Origin of the sequence: Spiribacter halobius (assembly GCF_020883455.1) — a bacterium.
Classification (GTDB): Bacteria; Pseudomonadota; Gammaproteobacteria; order Nitrococcales; family Nitrococcaceae; genus Sediminicurvatus; species Sediminicurvatus halobius.
Map to the genome: position 1 here is coordinate 1,579,777 of NZ_CP086615.1, position 23,760 is coordinate 1,603,536.

The following is a 23,760-nucleotide window of genomic DNA, read 5'->3' on the forward strand; positions in this document are numbered from 1 at the left end:
GGATCGGTGGACAAACCCCCGAATATGGGCCCTCGGCGAGGGTCGGGGAAAGGGGTGGGGCGATGGGCGGGGCGGGTCACCATGGCGCCGTTCCGGCGTCTCCGCCCGGCGGCCGGTACACCCGGTAGCCGCCCCGGCCCGTGTGCTTGGCCTGATACATCGCCTGATCGGCCTGGTGGATCAGCGTTTCACCATCCACCGGCTCCGGCTGTGGGTAGAAGCTCACGCCAGCGCTGGCGGTAACGCGCAGGGAGAGCCCATCCACGGCCAGCGGCTCGGCCAGCGCCGCCAGCAGGCGCTCCAGGGATTCCAGCGCGGCCGCCTGGTCGGCCAGGTTGCCCAGGAGCACCACGAACTCGTCCCCGCCGACGCGGGCGGCGGTGTCGGTTTCCCGCAGGTTGCGCCGCATGACGTCCGCGAGCTCCCGCAGCAGGGCATCGCCGGTGGCATGGCCGTAGGTGTCATTCACCGGCTTGAAGCCGTTCAGGTCGAGGTACACCACCGCCACCAGACTGCCCTGGCGCCGCGCCAGGGCGCGCTCCCGCTCCAGCCGATCCGCGAGCAGGGCCCGGTTCGGGAGCCCCGTGAGGCTGTCGTAGTGGGCGATGTGGTGCAGATGCCGCTCGGTCTCCTTGAACGCGGTCACGTCGCGGATGTAGCCGTGCCAGAGCACGCTGCCGTCGGCCATGCGCTCGGGGTCGGCATGGCCCTCGAGCCAGAGCGTTCGCCCATCGGGCAGCAACGCGCGGTACTGCTCGTTCCAGGGCATGACCTGCTCGAACGAGGCCTGAATGCCGGCGGCCACGCGCTCGCGATCCTCGGGGTGGATCAGCTCGAAGGCGCGGGACGGCTCCTCGATAATGTCCCGGGGCGTGAGGCCGTAGAGCTCCCGCACGCCCTCGCTGACGTAGGGAAACGCGAAGCGCCCGTCGGGCCACTGCCGATACTGGTAGACCACGCCTGGCACCTTGGCCACCATCTGCTGCAGCCGCGCCAGCAGCTCGTCCACCTGCAGCTGGGCCTCCTTGCGGGCGGTGATCTCCAGATGCGTGCCGAAGATCCACTGCGGGCGGCCGTCGTCGGTGCGGCTGATCAGCCGGCCGCGATCCAGGATCCACACCCAGTGGCCATCGCGGTGGCGCATGCGGACCTCGCTCTCGTAGGCATCGGTCTCGCCGGCGAAGTGGCGCTGCAGCGCGTCCTCGCTGCGAGCAAGGTCCTCCGGGTGCGTATGGCGGATCCAGGTGTCGATGCTGATCGGGGCGAGCTCTTCCAGGGTGTAGCCGATGATGGAGGCCCAGCGCTCGTTCAGGCGCACCTCGCCGGTCTGCACGTTCCACTCCCAGGTGCCCGCGCCGGTGCCCCAGATGATGTTGGCGAAGCGCTCGCGCTCCTGCCTCAGCTCATCCTCGAAGGCCTTGCGCTGGGTAACGTCCGTCTCGATGGCGATGAACCCCTCAAGGGCGCCGCGCTCGTTGTGCAGTGGGCTGCAGTTGATGTGTACCCAGTAGCTGGCGCCGTCGCGACGATAGTTGACCAGCTCGGCCTCGAAGCCTCGCCCCTCTGCCACGGCCGCGGCCATGCGGGCGCCGGTGTTCCGATCGGAGTCGGAGCCGCACAGCACCTCGCCCGGCTTGCGGCCAAGCATCGCCTCGAGCGGATAGCCGGTAAGCCGCGTGAAGCCGTCGTTCACCCACTCGGTGCGCCCCAGCGGATCGGTGATGATCACGCCATTGGTACTGTTGCTGGCCACCCGGGACAGGCGGGCGATGGGCTGCGTGAGCAGCCGGCTGAGGGGGCGGGCCAGCAGCGTGGCGAGGGCGAATACACCGGCAAGCATGCCGAACAGGCGGATGCCCTCGCGTTGCACCCGTTGCACGACTGCGGCCGCGGCCTGCTCGGACACCACGCTGTTCGCCGGTCCGTTGCCCCGAACCGGAACGGTCGCGCGGTAGCGTCCCGCTTTCCAGCGTTGCATGGGGTTGGTCACGCCCACGGGGGCCCAGTGGAGAAGCCCGGGTACCGTCCCCCGCGCCGCAACCGGCATTCGTGCGAGCTCCATCACCGGACCGTCAGCAGCGAGCACGCGCCCCTCGCCGTCGAGCACGGCGAGGCCGATGTCCGGCCGCAGTCGTGCCTCGGCAAGCAGGCGTAGCCACTCTTTCTCTCCGGCGACCTCCCGGGTGGCCACGTGTGCTGCCACCTCCTGTGCCCGGTCCCGGAGGCGTGCCGCGAGGGCCGTCTCTTCCTGGGAGCGGATGCGGGAACCCTGGTAGAGGGTGGGCAGCGAGGCCGCGGCGAGCGTCAGCAGCACGAGCACGTGGAACAGTACGGCCTGCAGCTGCGTCGGCCCCATGAACCGTCGGACGTGCGGACGCCGCCAGAGCTCCACGGCCAGCAGCGACAGACCCGCCAGCAGGGCGTTGAAGAGCCCGTTCAGGGGCTGCTTCAGCGCCAGCAGCGTGGTGGCATCCCATGGCATGCCAAGCAGACCGCGATAGCAGACCAGGACCAGCGGCACGCCCACCGCAATCCAGAAGACCAGATCCGACATCAGCACGCTGTGCCAGCCGCGGCGGTAGAGCAGTGTCACCACGCCCGCCTCGGCGAGTAGCGAGAGGAGAGCATAGGGATGTCCCCAGAGGGGCAGGGTGGCAAGCCCGCCGGCCAGGGCCACCACGAGCGCGCCGGCGCCGACCACGGGCACTGCCAGCATGACGGCAACGGACCCGAACAGGAACTCCACCCCGAAGAAAACCGGGATGCGGATGGCCATGCCCGCGGCCGAGAGCAGGCAAAGGCCGAGTGTGATCAATACCCGGCTGCCCCACCCGGCCGGCAGCAGGCGACTTGCGCCAACCGTCACGTCTTGACCGTTCTGCTTATCCGCCCTGCCCCTGACCACAAGCTTACGCCGTGAGCCGCGCATCGCCAGCCCGACGCAACAGCAGCAGCGCGCTCAGTAAAAGAAGACCCGGCGCGAGGCCGGGCCCGGGTAGAGGGTGGAGGCGGCGGCAAGCACATAAATTTTTGAATCAAAAGGTTCTGGTGCTAAACGCTAGAAATGCCCCGTCAACCGACCCCCCCCGCATCCCGAATCACTGACTGGCCGTCGAACCATCATGCGTGAGCAGATCGACGACCTGCTGGTCCGTGAGCTGGGAGAAATCGCGGTAGAAAGAACCGATTGCGTGGAAGGGATATGGCGTATGAAGGCAGACGATTTCATCGACCTCATGCGCGAGCGACTGCAACGTGTCCTCCGGGGCCACGGGCACCGCAAGAACGAGCCGCGCCGGCCTGCTTCGGCGCAGCGCGCGCACGGCCGCGCGGACCGTCGCCCCGGTGGCGATGCCGTCATCGACGAGGATGGCGGTAGTGCCGGTGGTCGCGACGCGGTCACGGCCCTGCAGGTACCGGTCGCGGCGGCGCTCGATCTCGGCCAGTTCGCGCTCCTGGAGGCGGCTGAACGCCTCTTCGCTGACGCCGGCCATGCGCCAGACATCCGTGTTGACGATCACCTCCGGGTGCTCGCCATCGACCACGGCCGCCAGCGCCAGTTCGGGCTGGTACGGGACACCGATCTTGCGGACCAGCACGAGATCCAGCGGGGCGGCGAGGGCGCGCGCGATCTCGGCGGCGACCGGTACGCCACCGCGCGGCAACGCGAGGACGACCGGATCGACGTAGTCACGCGTGGCCAGTTCACGGGCCAGTTGGCGGCCCGCCTCGACGCGGTCGGTGAAGATCCATCCTCTGTCCATGGAAACACCCTTTTCAGTCCGGCAACGGCCGGCGACAGCAAACGCCTGCTGATGCGGGCCCCGGCAGACGCATGAATACTTTTCACGGCCTCCCGCGCCATGCCCTTAGCATAGGCGTCATCCGAACCAGGCGACCCCGAGTCCCGAATCCTGATGAGCACGGACGAGCGCAAACCTTCGAGTACGATTCCGACCGCGGAGCGGGTGGCTTTTCTGCGCGATCCGAATTCGTATCCAGGCGACGTGCGCCACGTGGAGACGCGCGAAACGCGGATGTCCTGGGTGTTTCTGACCAGGGAGCGCGTCTACAAGCTGAAAAAACCCATCCGTGATCGCTGGCTCGACCTCACCACCCCCGAGGCCCGCGAGCGCAACGCCCGCGAGGAGGTGCGGCTCAATCGCCGGCTCGCGCCGGACGTCTATATCGGAACGGCGCGACTGACCGTCGGGGCCGGCGGCGAGCTGGCCATCGACGGCGCCGGCGAGTCGATCGACTGGCTGGTGGTCATGCGGCGCCTGCCCGACGAACGGATGCTCGACCGGCTCATCATCGAGAACCGGGTCCATCCCGAAGAAATCGAAACCCTGGCGAGCCGCCTGATGGCCTTTTATCGCGATTGCGCGCCCGCAGCACTCACGGTGGATGAGCACCTCGCGCTGTTCCGGGAGCAGCAGCGACTCAACCGCGACGTCCTGGCGCACCCCCGCGTCGCACCCGAGCTCGACCGGGCGGCCGCAGCCCTCGACACGATGGACCGGTTTCTCACCGATGAGACGGATCTGCTCGCGACGAGAGTGCATGGCGGACATATCGTCGAAGGGCACGGCGACCTGCGCGCGGAACACGTCTGCCTTGAGCCGACGCCGGTGGTCATCGACTGCCTGGAGTTCAACCGTGCGCTGCGGCTGGTCGATCCCTTCGATGAAATCACCGACCTCGCGCTGGAGTGCCGACGCCTCGGTGCGCACTGGATCGGTACCCTGTTGCTGGATCGCTGTGTGGCCGCGCTCGGCGAGCGGCCACCCGGGCGGCTGCTGGACTTCTACACCGTCATGCGCGCCTGCCTGCGGGCACGCCTGGCCATCCGCCATCTGCTCGAGCCCGATCCGCGGACGCCCGAACGGTGGCTGCCGCTCGCCCGCGAATATCTCGCGGTCGCCGATACCGCGTGTCTCAGGCTGCGGGCCCCTCGAGCAGATCGACCAGCGACCCGTTGACGTGGCAACGGCGGATCGCCTCCGCGAACAAGGGGGCACTGCTGACGATCTCGACACGGCGGGAGACCGGTCCATCGGGCAGGCGAAACGGCGGCACCGTATCCGTCACCATGAGTCCGTCGATGCGGCGATCGGCGACGACGGACGCGGCGTCACCCGTGAACAGCCCGTGCGCCGCCAGCCCCCGCACGCTCACGGCACCCTGGTCGCGACAAGCCACGGCGGCGCGCAGCATCGTGTGTCCGGTGCTGATCAGGTCATCCACGATCAGTACATGCGCCCCGCTGACATCGCCGATCAGCAGGTCGCCGGTGACCCGGCCGGCGCTGCGTCGCTTGTCCATGAAAGCGAACCCGCACGCCCGCCCGCAGATGGCCTCCAGCATCTCCAGAAAGAGCCGGGCACGCTTGACACCGCCGGGATCCGGCGAGACCACGACGACCGGTTCATCGCCGAGTCGCTCGGCCAGCTGGCGCGCGAACAGCCGGCGCGTATCAAGCGCATGGGCGCGACAGCGGAATGCGTTCTGGAATGCCGCCAGGTTGTGCACGTCCAGCGCCATTACCGCGTCGACGCCCATGGCCTCGATGAGCTGGGCCATGTAACGGGTGGTCACCGGATCGCGGGGTTTGGTCTGGCGATCCTTGCGGGCATAGGCGAGGTACGGCATGACCGCCGTCACCCGCGCCGCGCCACCCTCCACGACGGCGCCCAGGAAGAACAGCAGGCGGCAGAGCCGGTCATGCACACTCTGCGCCGAATCGGAATACAGGCTCTCGATTACGTAGACGTCCTCGCCGCGGACGCCGACCATCGGGCGCGCCTTGTGCTCGCCGTCCTCGAACCGGCGTTCCTCATGCTCGGCCAGCGGCACGCCGAGCACCGCCGCGATGTGTTCGCCGAGACCGTGGCGCGAATCGAGTGCGAAAAGCTGCATGCCGGGAGTATAGGTCCACTCGGGGAGATTGCGGTCAGGCATCGACACGCCCGCAGTCCACGGTTCACGTACCCTGACCGGCGCTTTGCACCGGGTCATCGAATCTCCGGACGAACCCGCGATCCAGCCTGCGCTTGAGCCACGGCGCGGCGCGCCCGATGAGCCAGAAGCGGCCAGACAGCAGCAGCCCAGAGGGATCGCCGAGATCGAGAACCGATAACCAGCGGCGCTGAGGCCGGGCGCGAAGTGTTGAAGCGCGATTACCAGACCCACGCGCGGATCGCGCGCGCGAGCGCGACACCGGTTTGGTGCTCGACGGCGGCGATCCCGCGGAACTGGGACAGATGAACCGGGACAGCAGAGACAACCTCGACCGAAGCTATACTTCCATGGAAACAATTGAATCTTGCGCTCGGGTACCCGAAAACATGCGCGAACTGCCAAAGGGTTTCCGCGCGGCGACCCCGGACGACGCCGCTGCCATGGCCGAACTGGTGAACATGGCGGGCGAGGGCATGCCGCTGTACCTGTGGAGCCGCATGGCCGAGCCAGGCCAGGATCCGTGGGAGGTGGGGCGGCAGCGTGCCCGGCGCGAGACCGGTGCCTTTTCCTGGCGCAATACCGTGCTGCGCGAGGTCGACGGCCGCGTCGCCGCCTCGCTGGTGGGCTACCCGCTGCCGGATGCGCCCGAGTCCACGGACTACTCGGAGCTCCCGCCGATGTTCGTGCCCCTGCAGCAGCTCGAGGACCTAGCGCCGCGCACCTGGTACGTCAACGTGCTGGCGACCTACCCGGAATTCCGCCGCCAGGGACACGCCACGGCGCTGCTGGACATCGCGGCCCGGCTCGGCCGCGATGCCGACCGCGACGGTCTGAGCATCATCGTCGCCGATTCCAACACGGCCGCACGCCGCCTGTATGAGCAGGCCGGATTCCGCGAACGCGCCGCCCGCCCCATGGTCAAGGAAGACTGGGACGGTGCCGGGGACAACTGGGTGCTCCTGGTCCGCCAGTAGTGATAGGCCGTGGGCTGCACATGGCCAGCCCGACGCAGCGGCAGCAGCGCACTCAATGAAAAAGACCCGGCGCGAGGCCGGGTCCGGATAGATGGTGGAGGCGGCGGGAATCGAACCCGCGTCCGCAGGACCTCCGCCTCAGGGTCTACATGCTTAGATCCGTCTTTGTTTTTAACCAACTCCCTCCCGACGGACAGGGAGTGGAGTCGGCGAGCCCGTTAGGTTTCGCCTCACGGAGCCGGGCAATCCGTGGGGCTAGCCTGTGTGATATGCCCGCTCAACTCCGCCCACAGGCGAGCGGGAGCGAGCGGCTCACGGCTGTTTAGGCCGCGAGGGCGTAGTTGTCGTCGTTGGCAACTATCTTTTGTGCCACGTGTTTTACGAGGTGAGTGACGTCCTCGGCATGCACCTGAGGTTTCGCGACCTGCGTCGAAGCCATGTCGCCCCCGGTAGCTGAACCGACAGTATAGGCGCTGTAGCGTTCCGCTGCGAGGGGCTAGCTCAGACCGTGTGCTTCAGCAGCCGGGCCTTCTCGCGCTGCCAGTCCTGGTCCTTCTTGGCGGCGCGTTTGTCGTGCTGCTTCTTGCCCTTGGCGAGGCCGATGGTGAGCTTGGCGTTGCCCCGCTTCCAGTGCAGGTCAAGGGGCACCACCGTGTAGCCCTTCTGCTCGGTGGCGCCGATCAGCCGGGCCAGTTCGTGACGGTGCAGCAGGAGCTTGCGGGTGCGGGTGGGGTCCGGGCTGACGTGGGTGGAGGCCGTCGGCAGCGGCGGGATGCTGCAGCCGATGAGCCACGCCTCGCCGTTCTTGACCAGCACGTAGGCCTCAGTGAGATTCACTCGCCCGGCGCGCAGGCTCTTCACCTCCCAGCCGTGCAGGGCGATGCCCGCCTCGAGCCGATCCTCGATGAAGAACTCGTGCCGGGCCTTGCGGTTGACGGCGATGCTCGCGCCGCCGGTGCCGTTGCCCTTCTGCTTGCCTGCTTTCTTGCTCACCGCGCGCATTCTAGCGACGGCCGGAGGCCCCGCCAATGACGGTGCGCTTGCGGGCGCGACAAGCGCCCCTGACAATCGGGGCCCATTCCACAGTGGAGGGCGTGCGTGATCGGGCAGCCGGGCTCCGGCCGTGCCCAGTGGTCCAGCGGTTTCGTGTTCCTCCTCGCGCTGGTGGGCACCACCGTCGGTCTGGGCAACATCTGGCGCTTCCCCTACCTGGCCGGGCAGCACGGTGGTGGCGCGTTTCTGCTGCTGTACGCCTTCTGCGTGCTGGTGGTGGCGCTGCCGCTGATGGTCGCGGAGCTCGCCATCGGCCGGCATGGCCGGCGCGGTCCGTACGGCAGCATCCGACGGCTGGTGACGGCGGAGGCGCGGCCGGCGTCGTGGCGTGCCCTCGGTCTTGCCGCGGTGATCGGGGGCCTGCTGCTGCTCTCCGGCTACAGCGTGGTGGGGGGCTGGTCGCTGGCCTACGTCTTCCGCAGCGCCTCCGGGGTGTTCGACGGGGTCGATGCGCTGCAGGCGGCGGAGGTGTTCCGCGCGCTCACCGCGGACCCGGAGCGGCTGCTCGCCTGGCACACGGTGTTCATGGCCGTGACGGTGGTGGTGGTGGGGCGCGGTCTGCGGGACGGTGTCGAGGCCGCGATACGCTGGTTCGTCCCCGCGCTGACGCTGACTCTGGTGGGGCTGGTCGCCTTCGCCTGGGGCCGCCCCGGGTTCGAGCAGGCCTGGGCGTTTCTGTTCCGGCCGGATTTCTCGCAGGTGGGTCCGGAGGCGCTGCTGGCGGCTCTCGGGCATGCCTTCTTTTCCCTCAGCATCGGCATGGGCGCCCTGATGGCCTTCGGCGCCTATGCCTCGGCCGGACAGGCGCTGATTCCCACGGCGCTGGCGGTGGTGGTGCTGGATACGCTGCTGGCGGTGCTCGCCGGGCTTGCGGTGTTCCCGCTGGTGTTCGAGGCGGGCCTGCCGCCGGAGTCCGGCCCGGGGCTGCTGTTCCAGAGTCTGCCGCTCGCCTTCGGCAGCCTGCCCGGCGGGCGTTATCTCGCCACGCTGTTCTTCGCCATGCTGGCGCTGGCGGCCTGGACCTCGGCCTTCGCCATGCTGGAGCCAGCGGTGGCCAGTCTGGCGGAGCGCCCGCGCATGGATCGCGCCCAGGCCGGGAGCATCGCCGGCCTGCTGGCCTGGGCCCTGGGGCTGGTGCCGCTGCTCTCGTTCAACGTCCTCGCGGACAACGGTCTCGCGACGGGGCAGGGCGGTCTGTTCGAGCTCTACAACCTGGTCACCACCGGCGTGCTGCTGCCGGCGGTGGGCCTGGCGACGGCGCTGTTCGCCGGCTGGGTGGTGCGTGCGGATACCTGGCGCCTGGAGCTTCGCAGCCCCGCGCTCTACCCCGTGTGGCTGCTTCTGATAAGGTTCGTCACGCCCGTGGCCATGGCGCTGGTGTTCCTCCAGGCCTCGGGACTCCTGGGACCCCTGGCCGACTGGAAGAGCCTATGACGACGGTGGCGCGCTCCGCGCTGGTGCCCTATTCCGCCGAGGATATGTTTCGCCTGGTGGACGATGTCGCCTCCTACGAGCAGTTCCTGCCCTGGGTGAAGCGCAGCCGCGAGCTCCACCGGGACGCGGACACGGTGCGTGCCGAGCTGCTGTTCTCGAAAGGCGGGTTCGAGAAGTCCTTCACCACCCAGAACCGCATCCAGTACGGCAAGATGATCGATATTCGGCTGGTGGAGGGGCCTTTCCGGCATCTGGACGGCTACTGGCGATTCCAGTCCCTGGCCGACGACGCGTGCAAGGTCTCTCTGGATCTGGAGTTCGAGTTCTCGAACCGGCTGCTGGCGATGGCCTTTGGCCGGGTGTTCACCCAGGTGGCGGGGACTCTGGTGGATTCGTTCGTACGCCGGGCCCATGAGCTCTATGGCCGGCAGTGAGGCCACCGCCTACCTGAGCGTCGAGGTGGCCTATGCGCGGCCCGAGCGCCAGGAGATTGTGGCGGTGCAGGTGCCGGCAGGCACCACCGTGGCCGGCGCCATCGACGCCTCGGGCATCCGCGAGCGCTTCCCGGAGATCGACCTGGGGGCGCAGCCGGTGGGCATATACGGGCACGTGGTCGAGCTCACCACCCGGGTGAGGGATCGTGACCGGATCGAGATCTACCGCCCCCTGCAGGCGGACCCCAAGGCACAGCGCCGGGAGCGGGCCCGCCGCCAGCGCCGCCGGCGCTGACCGCCGCGCCGGCCGTCAGCCGTCCGCCGGTATGCCCGCGCGCAGCGGGCTGTCCGCGGCGACGAAATCCCCCCGGGCGCCGACCAGCGCCTCATCCTCGAAGTACAGCGTGAGCCGGCGCGAGACCGGTTCCAGCTCGTCATCGCTGCGCGGAACCACCCGCTGCACGTAATCCCACCGCTCGTCGGCGAACGGATGCTGCAGGGTCGGCGAGCCGAGCAGGAAACGCACCTGCCGCGGCGACATGCCGCGCTCGAGCTGGGTCACCGCTTCCTCCGTGATCACCGTGCCCTGGCGGATATGGGGCTTGTACACGATGGGCAGGCTGTCGACCAAGCTCGCACAGGCGGTCAGGGCCAGCAGTGAGATGCATACTGGAAGCGTTCTAATGAGAGTGTATACTGGAATCATTCTGAACACGGGCGGGGCTCAAGAGGCCATCAGGAGGTAGCGGGATGGTAACCCAGGTAGCGCGCAGTGGGCACGAGGGCATCAGCAGCAGTGCGGAAACGCGGGACCTGCGCAAGGCGGGTCTGAAGGTCACCCTGCCGCGGGTGAAGATCCTGCAGATCCTCGAGGCCAATCGCGACGGGCATCTCTCGGCAGAGGATGTCTATCGCGGGCTCATGGACGCCGGGGAGGACATAGGCCTTGCCACGGTCTATCGAGTCCTCACCCAGTTCGAGGCGGCCGGGATCGTCGTCCGCCACAACTTCGAGGGCAACCGGGCGGTCTTCGAGCTCAACCTCGGCGACCACCACGATCACATGGTCTGCATCGGCTGCGGTCGCATCCAGGAATTCAAGGATCGCACCATCGAGAACCGCCAGCGGCAGGTGGCCGCGGAGACCGGCTTCGAGCTCACCGACCACTCGCTGATCCTCTACGGCCGCTGCCGCGAGTGCCAGGCCGCGCACTGAGTCGCCTGCGGGGCGGCAGCGGCCGGGGCAAGCCACCCCGCGCCGAGCCAGCCAGGGGATTCGCGGCGGGGGCGTCGCTCCTACCCCGCCCGCTCCAGCATCTCGCGGGCGTGGTTCAGGGTGTTCTCGGTGATTTCCACGCCGCCGAGCATGCGCGCGAGCTCCTGGGTGCGGGCATCGCCCTCCAGCCGGCGGACCCCGGTGCGGGTACGCCCCTCCGTGACCCGCTTCTCCACCTGCAGCTGATGATGCGCCTGCGCGGCGACCTGGGGCAGGTGCGTGATGCACAGCACCTGATGCTGGCGGCCGAGCTCGCGCAGCTTCCGCCCCACGACCTCCGCCACGCCGCCACCGATGCCGGCGTCCGCCTCGTCGAAGACCAGGCTCGGGATGCGGCCGATATGCGCAGTGGCCACCTCCAGCGCCAGCCCGATACGGGAGAGCTCGCCGCCGGAGGCCACCTTGCTGAGGGGGCCGGGGCGCTGGTCGGGATTGGTGCGGATCTCGAAGCGGACGTCGTCGAGGCCATGGCTGGTGGGGCGGGCGTCCGGGTCGTGGGCGACGCGGACCAGGAGCTCGCCACCGGGCATGCCCAGCTCGCGCATCAGTGAGCCCACCTCGCCGGCGAGGCGGTCCGCCGCCGCCCGACGGCTCTCGCTGAGGCTCGCGGCGGCCTCGCGGTAGGCCTCGGCGGTGGCCTCCCGGCGGGCGTGGAGCTCCGCGAGACGGCTCTCCGCATTCTCGAGATCTTCCAGCTCCCGGCGCAGGGCCTCACGGCGCTCGGGAAGCGCCTCCGGCTCCACCCGATGCTTGCGGGCTAGGTCGGTGAGCTCGCCAAGCCGGCTCTCGACCCAGGCCAGGCGCTCCGGGTCCATCTCCATATGGTCGGCGAACTGGCGCAGGCCCTGGCAGCCCTCCTGGAGCTGCACCTGGGCGCTGGTGAAGAGATCGTGCGCCTCCTGCAGCGCCGGGTCTGCATCCAGCAGCGGTTCCAGCCGTCGCTGGGCGGCACCGAGCAGCCCCTGGGCGGAGGGTTCCTCGTCGTAGAGCTCGGCCAGAGTCGCCTGGCAGGCGGCGAGGATGTCGCCGGCGGCGGCGAGTCGGCGCTGCTCCTGCTCGAGCTCCCGGATGCCGTCGGCATCGAGACCCAGGGCGTCCAGCTCCTCGACCTGATAACGCAGCAGCTCCAGCCGGTCCTGGTAGTCGCCCTGGCCGCCCTCGAGCTGGCGAATCTCGTCGCCGATGCGGCGCCACTCCGCGTGCAGCTCGCGCACCCGGGCGAGGGCACCGTCGTGGCCGGCGAAGGCGTCGAGGGTTGCACGCTGAACCTCGGTGCGCATCAGTGACTGGTGGGCGTGCTGGCCGTGTACCTCGATCAGCCGTGCACCAAGCTCGTCCAGCTGCTGCAGCGGCACCGGCCGGCCGTTGATCCAGGACTGGGAGCGGCCGCCGCGCTGGATCACGCGGCGCAGGACGCACTCGTCCTCGGCGTCCAGTGCCTGCTCGGCGAGCCAGTCGCGGGCGCCGGGGTTGGCGGAAACGTCGAAGCTGACGTGGATCTCACTGCGCTGGGCGTGCTCCGGCACGGCGCCGGTGTCGGCGCGATCCCCCAGGCAGAGGCCGAGGGCGTCCAGGAGGATGGACTTGCCGGCGCCGGTTTCGCCGGTGAGCACGGTCATGCCCGGCGCGAGCTCGAGCTCCACCTCGTCGATGATGGCGAAGTCGCGGATGTGGATGTGGCGCAGCATGGCGATCTCCCTGTCGCGTTCGCCGCCCGGCGCGCTCAGGGCGGCGTCGCGTCCCCCCAGCGCAGCTTGGCGCGGAGGATGTCGAAATACCGGTAGCGCGGCGGGTGGACCAGGTGCACCCGTGCCTGGCGGCGGGTCACCACGATACGCCCCCCGTTGACGAGGCCGAGGTCTTCCTGGCTATCGCAGCTTACCCGGATCTGCTGGATGGAGTCGCTGTTCACCACCACCTCCACGGTGCTGGCGGCGCTGATCACCAGGGGGCGGTTACTCAGTGTGTGCGGGCAGATGGGCACCAGCGCCACGGCCTCGAGGTCGGGGTGGACCACCGGGCCGCCGCCGGACATGGCGTAGGCCGTCGAGCCGGTGGGCGTGCAGATGATGAGCCCGTCGGAGCGGTGTCGGTTGCAGAGCTCGCCGTCGATCCAGGTCTCGAACTCGACCATGCGGGCGGTGTTCCACTTGTGCAGAACCACTTCGTTCAGCGCCATGCCTTCGCTGATCACCTGGTCGCCGCGACAGATCCGGGCGCTGAGCAGGAGCCGGTCGTCGGCGATATAGTCGCCGTCGAGGACGGCGTCGATCTCGTCCAGCCGCCCGGGCGAGACGTCCACCAGGAACCCGAGCCGGCCGCGGTTGATGCCGAGCAGGGGGATGTCGTGATCCGCCACCAGGCGCGCGGCCCGCAGCAGGGTGCCGTCGCCGCCGACGGCGATCAGCAGGTCCACCCCGTGCAGCAGGGCATCGCGACCGATGCGCGGGGTGTCCCCGTGGCGGTCCACGCTCACCGAGTCGGCATCCAGCAGCACGCGGCGGTTGCTTGCCTGCAGATGGGCGATCAGCCGGTCGATGGTCTCGCTGACGTCCGGATCGCTCGGTTTGCCGGTAATGGCGATGGTCTGGAAGGGCTGCATGCACTCATCCTAGCGAAAGTATTGTCAGGTCTCAGCGGGCCTGTGCGCCGCGGCGGCAAGGCGCGAGGCGCGCAGTGTAGCCGAGCTACATAAGCGGCGAGCAACGCAGTCCGCCGCGGCGCACAGGCCCGCCCTGCGGGAGCCCCGGAGCGGGCCGGCGGCGGCGTTGCGCTCGCTTGACGTGGAATCACCACGCGGGCGCTCCCGCGCCTTGCCGCCGGCCCGCTCCGGGGCTCTGAGACCTGACAATACTTTCGCTAGGATGAGTAAGGTCCCGCCGCGATGTGCGGCAACGGTAGCACTTCGCCGGTGGGGGGCCAATCGGCCCCGCGGGCGCCAAATTGACAGCCCCCGGGGGCATTGATAGCGTCAATCTGGCACTCCCGGCCGGCGAGTGCCAATCCTGCTCGCAGTCACTGGCGCCACCGGGAGGCGCATATAGCGGAGTGGCCATGGCCCGGAGAAGCGGAGACCCGGTATTGAGCGAACGCGCTCAGCGCCTGCTGAAGGCGCTGGTACACCGCTATATCCGGGACGGCCAGCCGGTGGGCTCCCGGGTGCTGACCCGCGAGTCCGGCCTGGACCTGAGCCCCGCTACCGTGCGCAACGTCATGGCCGATCTGGAGGAGGCCGGGTATATCCGGGCCCCGCACACCTCGGCCGGGCGCGTACCCACGGACCGGGGCTATCGCTTCTTCGTGGATTCCCTGCTCACCGCGAAGCCCCTGCAAGGGCCGGACGTGGAGCGGCTGAGCATTCGCCTCGACGGCGAGGGCGACACCGAGCATCTCCTCGACTCCGCCTCCAACCTGCTCTCGGGGCTCACCCGGCTGGCCGGCGTGGTCACCCTGCCCAAGCACGGCTTCGGGGCGATCCGCCATCTGGAGTTTCTGCCGCTCTCGGAGCGGCGGATCCTGGCGATCCTGGTACTGAACGATCACGAGGTGCAGAACCGCGTGATCCACGCCGATCGCGACTACAGCGCCGCCGAGCTGCAGCAGGTATCCAACTATCTCAGCGCGGAGTTCGCCGGCAAGAGCGTGAGCGAGGTGCGGCGGGCGCTGCTGGAGGCCATGCGGGCCGATCAGCAGGACATGAACCGGCTGATGAGCGCGGCCATCGCCGTCGCCCGGCAGCTGTTCGAGGAGGAGGACGCCGAGGGCGGGGAGGATTTCGTGCTCGCCGGCGAGACCAACCTCATGACCTTCGCCGAGCTCTCCAGCGTGGACAAGCTGAAGGAGCTGTTCGAGGCCTTCAGCCGCAAGCGCGACATCCTCCACCTCCTGGACCGCTGCCTGGCCGCCGAGGGCATCCAGATCTTCATCGGCGAGGAGTCCGGCTACGAGGCCTTCGACGGGATGAGCCTGGTCACCTCCACCTACCGCAGCGATGACGAAGTGCTCGGCGTGCTCGGTGTCATCGGGCCGACGCGAATGGACTATGACCGGGTCATCCCCATCGTCGACGTCACCGCCCGATTGCTCGGCCATGCCTTGAAACCCGGGCATTGACCCCAAACATCGCCTCGCGAAGGCGACGGACCTGTCCGTCGTCGCGGGTAATTACGTTCACGCAGTCGACGACGCTGGCGGAGAGACAGATGGCAGAGGAAGAACGCAAGGACCGGCCCGCCACCGGGGAGCCGGCGCCGGAGCAGGCGCCCTCCGAGGCGGCCGACACCGAGCCAGGGCCCGACGCCGCGGCCGAGTCCCCGGCGAAGGGCGAGACCCAGCCGGAGGCGGAGCCCGACCTGCGGGAGGCGCTGGAAGCCGCGGAGGCGCGGGCCGAGGAGAACTGGAACCAGTTCCTGCGGGCACGGGCCGAGATGGAGAACATGCGCCGGCGTGCGGCGCGCGATGTGGAGCAGGCGCGCCAGCAGTCGCTGGAGAAGCTCGCCGGCGAGCTGCTGGCGGTGAAGGACAGCCTCGAGATGGGCGTCGATGCCGCCAACGAGGAGAGCGCCGACGTCGCCAAGCTCCGGGAGGGCTCGGAGCTCACCCTGCGCATGTTCAACCAGGCGCTGGAGAAGTTCGGCATCGAGGAGCTCAACCCGAAGGGCGAGCGCTTCGACCCGGAGCGGCACGAGGCCATGGCCGCGCAGGAGTCCACGGAATACGAGCCGAACACGGTGGTGCACGTGGTGCAGAAGGGCTATCGCCTGGGCGAGCGGCTGCTGCGCCCGGCGATGGTGATCGTCGCCAAGGGCGGCAGCGGCAGCGGCCAGAGTGGCGGCAACGTGGACGAGCAGGCTTGAAATCCCGGCCCGCCACCTAAATCACACGGCGGGAACGGTAATGAATTCACGACGCCCCGGCGCGGGGCGGCTCGGAACAGATAAATAGGGAGTGCACAGATGGGCAAGATCATCGGAATCGACCTGGGGACGACGAACTCCTGCGTCGCCGTGATGGAGGGCGGCCAGGCCCGGGTCATCGAGAACGCGGAAGGCAGCCGCACCACACCGTCCACCGTCGCCTTCACCGACGACGGGGAGGTGCTTGTGGGCGCCGCCGCCAAGCGGCAGGCGGTGACCAATTCGGAGAACACACTGCACGCGATCAAGCGGCTGATCGGGCGCAAGTTCGAGGAGGACGTCGTGCAGCGCGACGTCCGCGAGATGCCTTACAAGATCGTCAAGGCGGACAATGGCGACGCCTGGGTCGAGGTGCGCGGCAAGAAGATGGCACCGCCGGAGATCTCCGCGCGGGTGCTGCAGAAGATGAAGAAGACCGCGGAGGACTACCTCGGCGAGGAGGTCACCGAGGCGGTGATCACCGTCCCCGCCTACTTCAATGACTCCCAGCGCCAGGCCACCAAGGACGCCGGGCGCATCGCCGGGCTCGAGGTCAAGCGCATCATCAATGAGCCCACGGCGGCGGCGCTCGCCTACGGCCTGGACAAGAAGGGCGCGGACCGCAAGGTCGCCGTCTACGACCTCGGCGGCGGCACCTTCGACATCTCCATCATCGAGATCGCCGAGGTCGAGGGCGAGCATCAGTTCGAGGTGCTCTCCACCAATGGCGATACCTTCCTCGGTGGCGAGGACTTCGACCGCGCGGTGATCGACCACCTGATCGCCGAGTTCAAGAAGGATCAGGGCATCGACCTCTCCGGTGACCGGCTCGCCATGCAGCGCCTGCGCGAGGCGGCGGAGAAGGCCAAGATCGAGCTCTCCTCGGCGCAGCAGACCGAGATCAACCTGCCGTACATCACGGCGGACCAGGCCGGGCCGAAGCATCTCAACGTCAAGCTCACCCGGGCCAAGCTGGAGAGCCTGATCGAGGACCTGGTCAAGCGCACCATCGATCCCTGCAAGGTCGCGCTGAAGGATGCCGGCCTCAAGGCCTCGGAGATCGACGAGGTGATCCTGGTGGGTGGCCAGACCCGTACGCCCAAGGTCCAGGAGGCGGTGAAGGCGTTCTTCGGCAAGGAGCCGCGCAAGGACGTCAACCCGGACGAGGCCGTGGCCATCGGTGCCGCGATCCAGGGCGGCGTGCTCGGCGGCGACGTCAAGGACGTGCTGCTGCTGGACGTCACCCCGCTGTCCCTCGGCATCGAGACCCTCGGTGGCGTGATGACCAAGCTCATCGAGAAGAACACCACCATCCCGACCAAGGCGAACCAGGTGTTCTCCACCGCCGAGGACAACCAGAGCGCGGTGACCGTGCACGTGCTCCAGGGTGAGCGGGAGATGGCGAAGGACAACAAGTCCCTCGGCAAGTTCGACCTCTCCGACATTCCGCCGGCGCCCCGCGGCGTGCCGCAGATCGAGGTCACCTTCGACATCGACGCCAACGGCATCCTGCACGTGACCGCCCGCGACAAGGGCACCGGCAAGGAGCAGTCGATCCAGATCCGCGCCTCCAGCGGCCTCTCCGAGGACGAGATCGAGCGCATGGTCAAGGATGCGGAGGCCCATGCCGAAGAGGACCGCAAGGCGCGCGAGCTGGTGGAGGCCCGCAACCAGGCGGACAACCTCATCCACGCCGCGCGCAAGTCCCTCTCCGAGGCAGGCGACAAGGTGGACGCCGAGGAGAAGAAGGGCGTCGAGGACGCCATCGCCGAGCTCGAGGAGGCGATGAAGGGCAGCGACAAGGACGCCATCGAGGCCAAGACCCAGGCCCTGGCGGAGCGCTCCGGCAAGCTTGCCGAGAAGCTCTACCAGCAGGGCAGCGGCCAGTCCGGCGGCACCGACGCCGGCGGTGATGCCGGCCAGGGCGGCAGCGGCACCGAGGCCGGCAGCAGCCAGGAGGACGTGGTTGATGCCGAGTTCGAGGAGGTCAAGGACGACAAGAAGTAGGCGTCACGGCGGCGCCGCTGGCGCCGCCCGCCCGCGAGCGAGGCGCAGCGCGCCCGGCGGGTCCTGCGGGACCCATCGGCGCGGCCTGCGCCTTTCGCGTTCCGGTAGCGAGCACACGGGCCCGTCCGCGCGGCGGGTAGGCACGGCGAACAGTACAGAACGGGCACCATGGCGAAGCGCGACTATTACGAGATCCTGGGCGTGGCCCCGAACGCCTCGGAGGGAGACCTGAAGAAGGCCTATCGGCGGCTGGCAATGAAGTACCACCCGGATCGCAACCCCGGGGACGCCGATGCCGAAACCCGCTTCAAGGAGGCCAAGGAGGCTTACGAGGTCCTGAGTGACCCGCAGAAGCGTGCCGCCTACGACCAGTTCGGCCACGCCGGCGTGGATCCATCCGCCGGGGGTGCGGGCGGATTCGGTGGCGCAGCGGGCGGTGCCAGCTTCGCGGACATCTTCTCCGACGTCTTCGGCGATATCTTCGGGGGTGGTGGCGGCCGCGGCGGCAGCCGCGTCTTCCGGGGCGCCGATCTGCGCACGACGCTGGAGATCTCGCTGGAGGAGGCCGTCCAGGGCACGGAAAAGGATCTCGAGATCCCGACCATGGTCGACTGCGAGGCCTGTGACGGCAGCGGCGCGGCGCCGGGCAGCCAGCCGCAGACCTGCCCCACCTGCCACGGCCACGGCGACGTCCGCGTGCAGCAGGGTTTCTTCTCCATCCAGCAGACCTGTCCGCGCTGCCGCGGCAGCGGGACGGTGATCAGCGACCCCTGCACGCGCTGCGGCGGCAACGGCAAGGTCCGCGACCGCAAGCACCTGAGCGTACGGGTGCCGGCCGGCGTGGATACCGGCGACCGCATCCGCCTCGCCGGCGAGGGCGAGGCTGGCGAGAACGGCGGCCCGCCGGGGGATCTCTACGTCCAGATCGCGGTGCGCGAGCATCCGATCTTCAAGCGCGACGGGGCGGATCTGCGCTGCGAGATCCCCGTGAGCTTCCCGACAGCCGCCCTCGGCGGAGATCTGGAGGTGCCGACGCTGGACGGGCGGGTGAACCTGCGCGTGCCGCCGGGCACGCAGTCGGGCAAGATCTTCCGCATTCGCGGCAAGGGCGTGACGCCGGTGCGTGGCGGCGCGCCCGGGGATCTGCTCTGCCGGGTGAACGTGGAGACGCCGGTGAACCTCACCGCCCGCCAGAAGGAGCTGCTGGAGGAGCTGGCCGATACCCTGGAGCGGGGCGGCGAGCATCACAATCCACGCGGCAGCTCGTGGCTCGACTCGGTGAAGTCCTTTTTCGAGAACATGAAATTCTGAACGCGGAGGCGCGCACATGACCCGCATCGGGATTCTCGGCGCCGGCGGACGCATGGGTCGGGAGCTTATCCAGGCCGTTGCCGCGCGGCCGGGGGCGGAGCTCGCCGCGGCCGTGGTGCGCCCGGGCAGCGCCATGCTGGGGCGCGACGCCGGCGAGCTGGCCGGCACGGGCACGCTCGGCGTGACTCTCGGTGACGATCCGGCGGCGGCCGCAGCGGCGAGCGACGTCCTGATCGACTTCACGCTGCCGGCCGCCTTCGACACCAACCTCGCGGCGGCCCGGGCGGCCAGGGTGCCGATCACCGTGGGCACCACCGGGCTGGATGGCCGGCAGCTGGGGGCGCTGGAGACCGCGGCCCGGGAGATCCCGGTGGTGTTTGCGCCCAACTACAGCAGCGGCGTCACCCTGGCGTGCCGGCTGGCGGCGCTGGCCGCCCGCGCGCTTGGCGACGAGTTCGACGTGGAGATCATCGAGGCCCACCATCGGCACAAGGTGGACGCACCGTCCGGAACGGCCCGTCGCCTCGGCGAGGTGGTCGCCGGCGCGCTCGGTCGCGACCTGGACGCGGTGGCCTGCTATGGCCGGGAGGGGCACACGGGCGCGCGCGACGCGCAGACCATCGGCTTCCAGAGCATCCGCGGCGGCGACATCGTCGGCGAGCATACTGTCCTCTTTGCCGGCGAGGGCGAGCGTATCGAGATCACGCATCGGGCCTCCAGTCGCCGCACCTTCGCCGGCGGTGCGGTCCGGGCCGCCTGCTGGCTGGTGGCGCAGCCCCCCGGGCGCTACGGCATGGAGGAGGTTCTGGGTCTCACCGATTAGCCTGCCTTAGGAGTCTGCGCCGTAGAAGTCTTCCGAGCGAGGCGGTCCCACTGCGAGGCGATTTGGCCGCTCGTGGGCGTTCGGGATTCATAACGAGAACTGCGCCGCAGCAAGAACACCTGATAACCAGGCACAACCCTTGATCAGCTCACTCACAAATCGAGGGCGACAGGGGTTATACAGGTTGTTACACTTGACACTAATGAAGTTTTCGGATCTTGCCATTCACACCTTAGGAGACGATGACCATGCAGCTGAATGCTGACCAACCCGAACCTGCGTCAGGCTATTACCTCGGCACGGAACGCGCTGATCGCGCCGTCGAATATACGCTGAGCGCCGCCCACGGCTGGGAATTCCTGCTCGACAACCACCTCGAGGCGGAAGAAGAGCAGCGCCAGGCGGTCCGCCACAGCGTGGTCCTCGGCGAGAACTGATCGCGCCGGCATCGCCGGCGACACACACCCCGCAGGGCTTGCCCTGTGGGGTTTTTTTGGTTTGACGACAACGGGAGTCCGGCATGCCGGAGCTTGGCTGGGCGCCGGAACTGCTGCTGCTCATGCTGCTGGTCGGAGTGGCCGCGGGCTGGCTCGACAGCATCGCCGGCGGCGGCGGTCTCATCGCGCTCCCGGCGCTGCTCCTCACCGGCGTAGGGCCCCTGGAAGCGCTCGGCACCAACAAGCTCCAGAGCTGTGTGGGCGCCGGGGTGGCCGCTACCAACTACACCCGCCGCGGCTGGGTGGATCTGCACTGGGCGCGATGGCTCATCGTCGCCTCCTTCACGGGCGCGGCCGCCGGCACCTGGCTTGTACAACGGGTGGACACCCGCTTCATCGAGTGGGTGCTGCCGGCGCTGCTCGGCGGTGTCGCGCTCTATTTTCTGCTCTCGCCACGCCTCGGCGACCTCGAGAGCCGCCCGCGGCTTGGGCGGTTCGGCTACGGCCTGACGGCGGCTCCCGGTATCGGCTTCTACGACGGCTTCTTCGGACCCGGCACGGGCTCGTTCTTCACCGCCAGCGCCGTGGCGCTGCTCGGGGCCAGTGCCACCCGCGCGGTGGCGCTGACCAAGCTGCTCAACTTCGCCAGCAACGTGGCGGCACTTACCCTGTTCCTCGCCGGGGGGCACGTGGTCTGGGCCCTAGGGCTGGCGATGCTTGCAGGGCAGGCCATCGGCGCGTGGCTCGGCTCGAGCCTCGCCATCCGTCACGGCGTCGGGCTGATCCGGCCCCTGGTGGTGCTGGTAAGCGTCACCCTTATGCTGCGACTCCTCTGGCAGCAGTGGGGCGGGTGAACGCCCCACCGGCTTCGTGGTCCAGTGAGCGGGACAGCCAGGGTGCGGGGGAGCGATGCGGATAGCGATCATCGGTGCCGGTGTCGCCGGGCTGGCCGCGGCGCAGCGGCTGCGGACGGCAGGACTCGCCCCTGTCGTGCTCGACAAGGGCCGTGGCCCGGGCGGCCGTACCGTGTCCAAGCGCACGCCGCTCGGTGCCGTGGACCTCGGCGCCCAGTATTTCACGGCGCGTCACCCGGCGTTCCGGGAAGCAGTGGCGCGCTGGCAGCGCGACGGCGTGGTCGCCGAGTGGCCGGTGGCGCCCCGCGTGCTGCCGGAGGGCCGGGTCGCCGCTGGCGGGCCACGGTATCTGGCCTGCCCGCGCATGTCCATGCTCGCGCGCCATCTGGCCGAGGGCCTGGATCTGCGGCTGGCGGTGCGTGTGGCGGGGCTGCGATCGGGCGCCGCGGGCTGGACCCTGGAGACCGACACCCAGGGTGTCCTCGGCCCCTTCGACCGCGTGCTCGTCACCGCCCCGGCCCCGCAGACCCGAGAGCTGCTCGAGGGCGTCGCCCCGGCGCTGGCCGAGGCCGCGGCCCGGGCTGGCATGGCGCCGTGCTGGTCGCTGGCAGTGGCGCTGGAGACCCCATTGCCTGCGCTGCCGGATGCGGCCTTCGTGAACGCCGGCTCTCTCGGCTGGATCGCCCGCAGCGGCAGCCGCCCCGGACGCATGCATGAGGCCGAATGCTGGGCGCTGCATGGCTCGCCCGCCTGGAGCGCCGGGATGCTGGAGGCGGACGGGGAGACTGTTACGAACGCGCTCCTCGATGCGCTCGCCACCCTGGCCGGTGAACGCCCGCGCTGCCTGGCGGCGGTGCCCCATCGCTGGCGCTACGCCCGCGCTACCGCGCCGCTGGAGTGGCCGGCGGGTTATGTTGCCGACGGGGCGCTCCTGGTGGCCGGCGACTGGGTTGCCGATGGCCGCGTGGAAGGCGCCTGGCTGAGCGGCGGGGCTGCGGCCGACGCCCTCCTCGAGGGCGCCGGCCTCGCGTCAGCTCGGGGCTGAGGGCCGGCCGGGCACGGTGATCAGGTAGACCGCGCCGGTCAGCAGCAGCGCTCCGAGCAGACCGAATGGCCCCAGGGCCTCGCCGAGCAGCGCCCAGGCGAGCAGGGCGGCGCCGAGCGGCTCCAGCAGCACGAGAATGCTCGACGCCGTGGCCGTGGTATGGCGAAGGCCATGGAAGAAGCACAGATAGCCGAGGGTCGTGGGCACGAGGGCGATGTACAGCATCACCGGGACTGCGAGGGCGGCACCGTCCGCCACGGCACCCGGATCGGTGGCGAGTGCGAGCGGCAGCAGCGCCAGTGCCCCGGCGCCAAAGCCGAAGCCGGCGGTCTGCATGGGATGCACCCGGGCGGCGGCGTAGCGGCCGATGAGGGTGAAGGCGGCGTAGACGAGGGCAGCGCCCATGGCGGCCGCCAGCCCGAGCCAGAGCCCGTCCCCCAGCGCCAGGGCCTGGGGTGAGACCACGAGCATGGCAGTGCCCAGGATCGCCGTGGGCAGAGCGACGAGCACTCTGGGTGTCAGCCGCTCGCCCAGCAGCAGGGCGGCGAGCAGGGCCACCAGGATCGGTGCGAGGCAGAGCGTGACCAGGGTGGCCAGCCCGGCGCCGATCAGCTTGACGCCGGCGAGGTAGCCGCCCTGAAACCCGGCCTGGGCCAGGCCGAGGGCGATCATCCAGCGGCCGGTGCCTGCCGGCAGGCGGAAGAAGCCCCGGCCCATGGCCGCCATGCCGATGCCGATGAAGGCCGGCGCGGCGAGGGCGAGCCGGGCGAAGGCCACGGCGAAGGGCGAGACGTCGGTGTGGTCGAAGAGCACGCGGGAGACCACGCCGGTGGTGCTCCAGAGCGCAGCGGCAAAGGCGATGAGTGCGGTGCCGCGCACCGCGGCAGGGAGCTGGTCAAAGGCCATCATGACAGTGATTCCGTGTCCGTTGAGCGATTCGGTTCAACGGCCGGACACGGCCAGACTGCGGCCCGGAGGGCCGCTACGTGGAAAGCCGGTCCCGGCCCGGGTCAGGCCCGGGACGGGGGCGGGGTGCTGCCCGCGTGGCGCAGGGATCGATGGCGTTGCATGGCGCGGAGCATACTGTCCGCGCCCAGTCGCGGCAAGATGCAGATTCTGTGGACGGGTTCTTCGTAAAGTGGGAGCCCTGTCACGGCATTACGCGTCATTCCCAGTATCATTCTAGGCGTATTCGCGAGGTGCGAATGCGATAGTCTCTCTCCTCCTGTGAGTCGATATTTGCCGGCCCTCCCCCGG

Annotated in this window: 22 protein-coding genes and 1 other RNA gene; 14 read left to right on the forward strand and 9 right to left on the reverse strand. The window is 69.4% G+C overall.

Annotated elements, in window-relative coordinates; genetic code table 11:
- Nucleotides 1-76: 76 nt before the first annotated feature.
- Together LMH63_RS07165 and LMH63_RS07170 are read right to left on the reverse strand one after the other, a co-directional pair.
- On the reverse strand, nucleotides 77-2,815 hold the full coding sequence (locus LMH63_RS07165) for a diguanylate cyclase domain-containing protein (protein ID WP_158280308.1): 2,739 nt from the start codon (nucleotides 2,813-2,815) through the stop codon (nucleotides 77-79).
- Nucleotides 2,816-3,098: 283 nt separating this feature from the next.
- Complete coding sequence (locus LMH63_RS07170; protein WP_109676906.1) at nucleotides 3,099-3,764, reverse strand: phosphoribosyltransferase; 666 nt, start codon at nucleotides 3,762-3,764, stop codon at nucleotides 3,099-3,101.
- A 153-nt stretch (nucleotides 3,765-3,917) separates the two neighbouring features.
- On the opposite strand from LMH63_RS07170, the gene LMH63_RS07175 reads away from it, so the two are divergent.
- The gene (locus LMH63_RS07175) at nucleotides 3,918-4,982 is read left to right on the forward strand and encodes a hypothetical protein (protein ID WP_109676904.1); all 1,065 of its coding nucleotides are present in this window, start codon (nucleotides 3,918-3,920) and stop codon (nucleotides 4,980-4,982) included.
- On the opposite strand, the gene LMH63_RS07180 is transcribed toward LMH63_RS07175, so the two are convergent.
- A complete protein-coding gene (locus LMH63_RS07180; RefSeq protein WP_229332750.1) occupies nucleotides 4,939-6,018 on the reverse strand; it encodes a ribose-phosphate diphosphokinase in 1,080 nt (359 codons plus the stop codon). The genes LMH63_RS07175 and LMH63_RS07180 overlap by 44 nt on opposite strands.
- Nucleotides 6,019-6,347: 329 nt before the next feature.
- On the opposite strand from LMH63_RS07180, the gene LMH63_RS07185 reads away from it, so the two are divergent.
- A complete protein-coding gene (locus LMH63_RS07185) occupies nucleotides 6,348-6,935 on the forward strand; it encodes a GNAT family N-acetyltransferase (protein WP_229332751.1) in 588 nt (195 codons plus the stop codon).
- 92 nt (nucleotides 6,936-7,027) lie between these two features.
- On the opposite strand, the gene ssrA is transcribed toward LMH63_RS07185, so the two are convergent.
- Nucleotides 7,028-7,383: a transfer-messenger RNA gene (ssrA, locus tag LMH63_RS07190) on the reverse strand.
- A gap of 53 nt (nucleotides 7,384-7,436) precedes the next feature.
- Entirely contained in the window at nucleotides 7,437-7,937 is a 501-nt protein-coding gene (gene smpB, locus LMH63_RS07195; RefSeq protein ID WP_109676900.1) for an SsrA-binding protein SmpB, read from the reverse strand.
- A gap of 96 nt (nucleotides 7,938-8,033) precedes the next feature.
- On the opposite strand from smpB, the gene LMH63_RS07200 reads away from it, so the two are divergent.
- Genes LMH63_RS07200 through LMH63_RS07210 form a run of 3 tightly spaced genes read left to right on the forward strand, consistent with a single transcriptional unit; the run spans nucleotide 8,034 to nucleotide 10,151 of the window.
- Nucleotides 8,034-9,422 carry a sodium-dependent transporter gene (locus LMH63_RS07200; RefSeq protein WP_229332752.1) on the forward strand — a complete coding sequence of 463 codons (1,389 nt, stop codon included), beginning with the start codon at nucleotides 8,034-8,036 and terminating at the stop codon, nucleotides 9,420-9,422.
- On the forward strand, nucleotides 9,419-9,856 hold the full coding sequence (locus tag LMH63_RS07205) for a type II toxin-antitoxin system RatA family toxin (protein ID WP_109676896.1): 438 nt from the start codon (nucleotides 9,419-9,421) through the stop codon (nucleotides 9,854-9,856). The genes LMH63_RS07200 and LMH63_RS07205 overlap by 4 nt, the downstream gene beginning before the upstream one ends.
- Nucleotides 9,834-10,151, forward strand: coding sequence for an RnfH family protein (locus LMH63_RS07210; RefSeq protein WP_229332753.1), 318 nt, complete (start codon nucleotides 9,834-9,836; stop codon nucleotides 10,149-10,151). The genes LMH63_RS07205 and LMH63_RS07210 overlap by 23 nt, the downstream gene beginning before the upstream one ends.
- A gap of 15 nt (nucleotides 10,152-10,166) precedes the next feature.
- Here the strand turns inward: LMH63_RS07210 and LMH63_RS07215 are convergent, their stop codons facing one another.
- Nucleotides 10,167-10,487: an outer membrane protein assembly factor BamE gene (locus LMH63_RS07215; protein WP_158280307.1), complete on the reverse strand. Its 321-nt coding sequence runs from the start codon at nucleotides 10,485-10,487 to the stop codon at nucleotides 10,167-10,169.
- A 119-nt stretch (nucleotides 10,488-10,606) separates the two neighbouring features.
- Here LMH63_RS07215 and fur point away from each other — a divergent pair, with 119 nt between their 5' ends.
- Nucleotides 10,607-11,071: a ferric iron uptake transcriptional regulator gene (fur, locus tag LMH63_RS07220; protein WP_109676890.1), complete on the forward strand. Its 465-nt coding sequence runs from the start codon at nucleotides 10,607-10,609 to the stop codon at nucleotides 11,069-11,071.
- Nucleotides 11,072-11,151: 80 nt separating this feature from the next.
- On the opposite strand, the gene recN is transcribed toward fur, so the two are convergent.
- Both recN and LMH63_RS07230 read right to left on the reverse strand, forming a co-directional pair.
- Nucleotides 11,152-12,819 carry a DNA repair protein RecN gene (gene recN / locus LMH63_RS07225; RefSeq protein WP_109676889.1) on the reverse strand — a complete coding sequence of 556 codons (1,668 nt, stop codon included), beginning with the start codon at nucleotides 12,817-12,819 and terminating at the stop codon, nucleotides 11,152-11,154.
- Nucleotides 12,820-12,854: 35 nt separating this feature from the next.
- Complete coding sequence (locus LMH63_RS07230; RefSeq protein ID WP_109676887.1) at nucleotides 12,855-13,733, reverse strand: NAD(+) kinase; 879 nt, start codon at nucleotides 13,731-13,733, stop codon at nucleotides 12,855-12,857.
- A 452-nt stretch (nucleotides 13,734-14,185) separates the two neighbouring features.
- Here LMH63_RS07230 and hrcA point away from each other — a divergent pair, with 452 nt between their 5' ends.
- The 8 genes from hrcA to LMH63_RS07270 all read left to right on the forward strand — a co-directional run bounded on the left by hrcA (nucleotide 14,186) and on the right by LMH63_RS07270 (nucleotide 22,503).
- A complete protein-coding gene (gene hrcA, locus LMH63_RS07235) occupies nucleotides 14,186-15,244 on the forward strand; it encodes a heat-inducible transcriptional repressor HrcA (RefSeq protein ID WP_109679739.1) in 1,059 nt (352 codons plus the stop codon).
- Between the two features lie 89 nt (nucleotides 15,245-15,333).
- Nucleotides 15,334-15,987: a nucleotide exchange factor GrpE gene (gene grpE / locus LMH63_RS07240; RefSeq protein WP_109679738.1), complete on the forward strand. Its 654-nt coding sequence runs from the start codon at nucleotides 15,334-15,336 to the stop codon at nucleotides 15,985-15,987.
- Between the two features lie 99 nt (nucleotides 15,988-16,086).
- Nucleotides 16,087-18,033 carry a molecular chaperone DnaK gene (gene dnaK / locus LMH63_RS07245; RefSeq protein WP_109679737.1) on the forward strand — a complete coding sequence of 649 codons (1,947 nt, stop codon included), beginning with the start codon at nucleotides 16,087-16,089 and terminating at the stop codon, nucleotides 18,031-18,033.
- Between the two features lie 168 nt (nucleotides 18,034-18,201).
- Nucleotides 18,202-19,344 (forward strand): molecular chaperone DnaJ, encoded by a 1,143-nt coding sequence (dnaJ, locus tag LMH63_RS07250; RefSeq protein WP_109679736.1) that lies wholly within the window; start codon nucleotides 18,202-18,204, stop codon nucleotides 19,342-19,344.
- Between the two features lie 16 nt (nucleotides 19,345-19,360).
- On the forward strand, nucleotides 19,361-20,167 hold the full coding sequence (gene dapB / locus LMH63_RS07255) for a 4-hydroxy-tetrahydrodipicolinate reductase (RefSeq protein ID WP_109679735.1): 807 nt from the start codon (nucleotides 19,361-19,363) through the stop codon (nucleotides 20,165-20,167).
- A gap of 242 nt (nucleotides 20,168-20,409) precedes the next feature.
- On the forward strand, nucleotides 20,410-20,604 hold the full coding sequence (locus LMH63_RS07260) for a hypothetical protein (RefSeq protein WP_109679734.1): 195 nt from the start codon (nucleotides 20,410-20,412) through the stop codon (nucleotides 20,602-20,604).
- Nucleotides 20,605-20,687: 83 nt separating this feature from the next.
- Complete coding sequence (locus LMH63_RS07265) at nucleotides 20,688-21,458, forward strand: TSUP family transporter (protein WP_109679733.1); 771 nt, start codon at nucleotides 20,688-20,690, stop codon at nucleotides 21,456-21,458.
- Nucleotides 21,459-21,513: 55 nt separating this feature from the next.
- Nucleotides 21,514-22,503 (forward strand): NAD(P)/FAD-dependent oxidoreductase, encoded by a 990-nt coding sequence (locus tag LMH63_RS07270; RefSeq protein ID WP_109679732.1) that lies wholly within the window; start codon nucleotides 21,514-21,516, stop codon nucleotides 22,501-22,503.
- Here LMH63_RS07270 and LMH63_RS07275 read toward each other — a convergent pair.
- The gene (locus LMH63_RS07275; protein ID WP_109679731.1) at nucleotides 22,489-23,412 is read right to left on the reverse strand and encodes a DMT family transporter; all 924 of its coding nucleotides are present in this window, start codon (nucleotides 23,410-23,412) and stop codon (nucleotides 22,489-22,491) included. The two genes, LMH63_RS07270 and LMH63_RS07275, sit on opposite strands and share 15 nt — an antisense overlap.
- Nucleotides 23,413-23,760 lie beyond the last annotated feature (348 nt).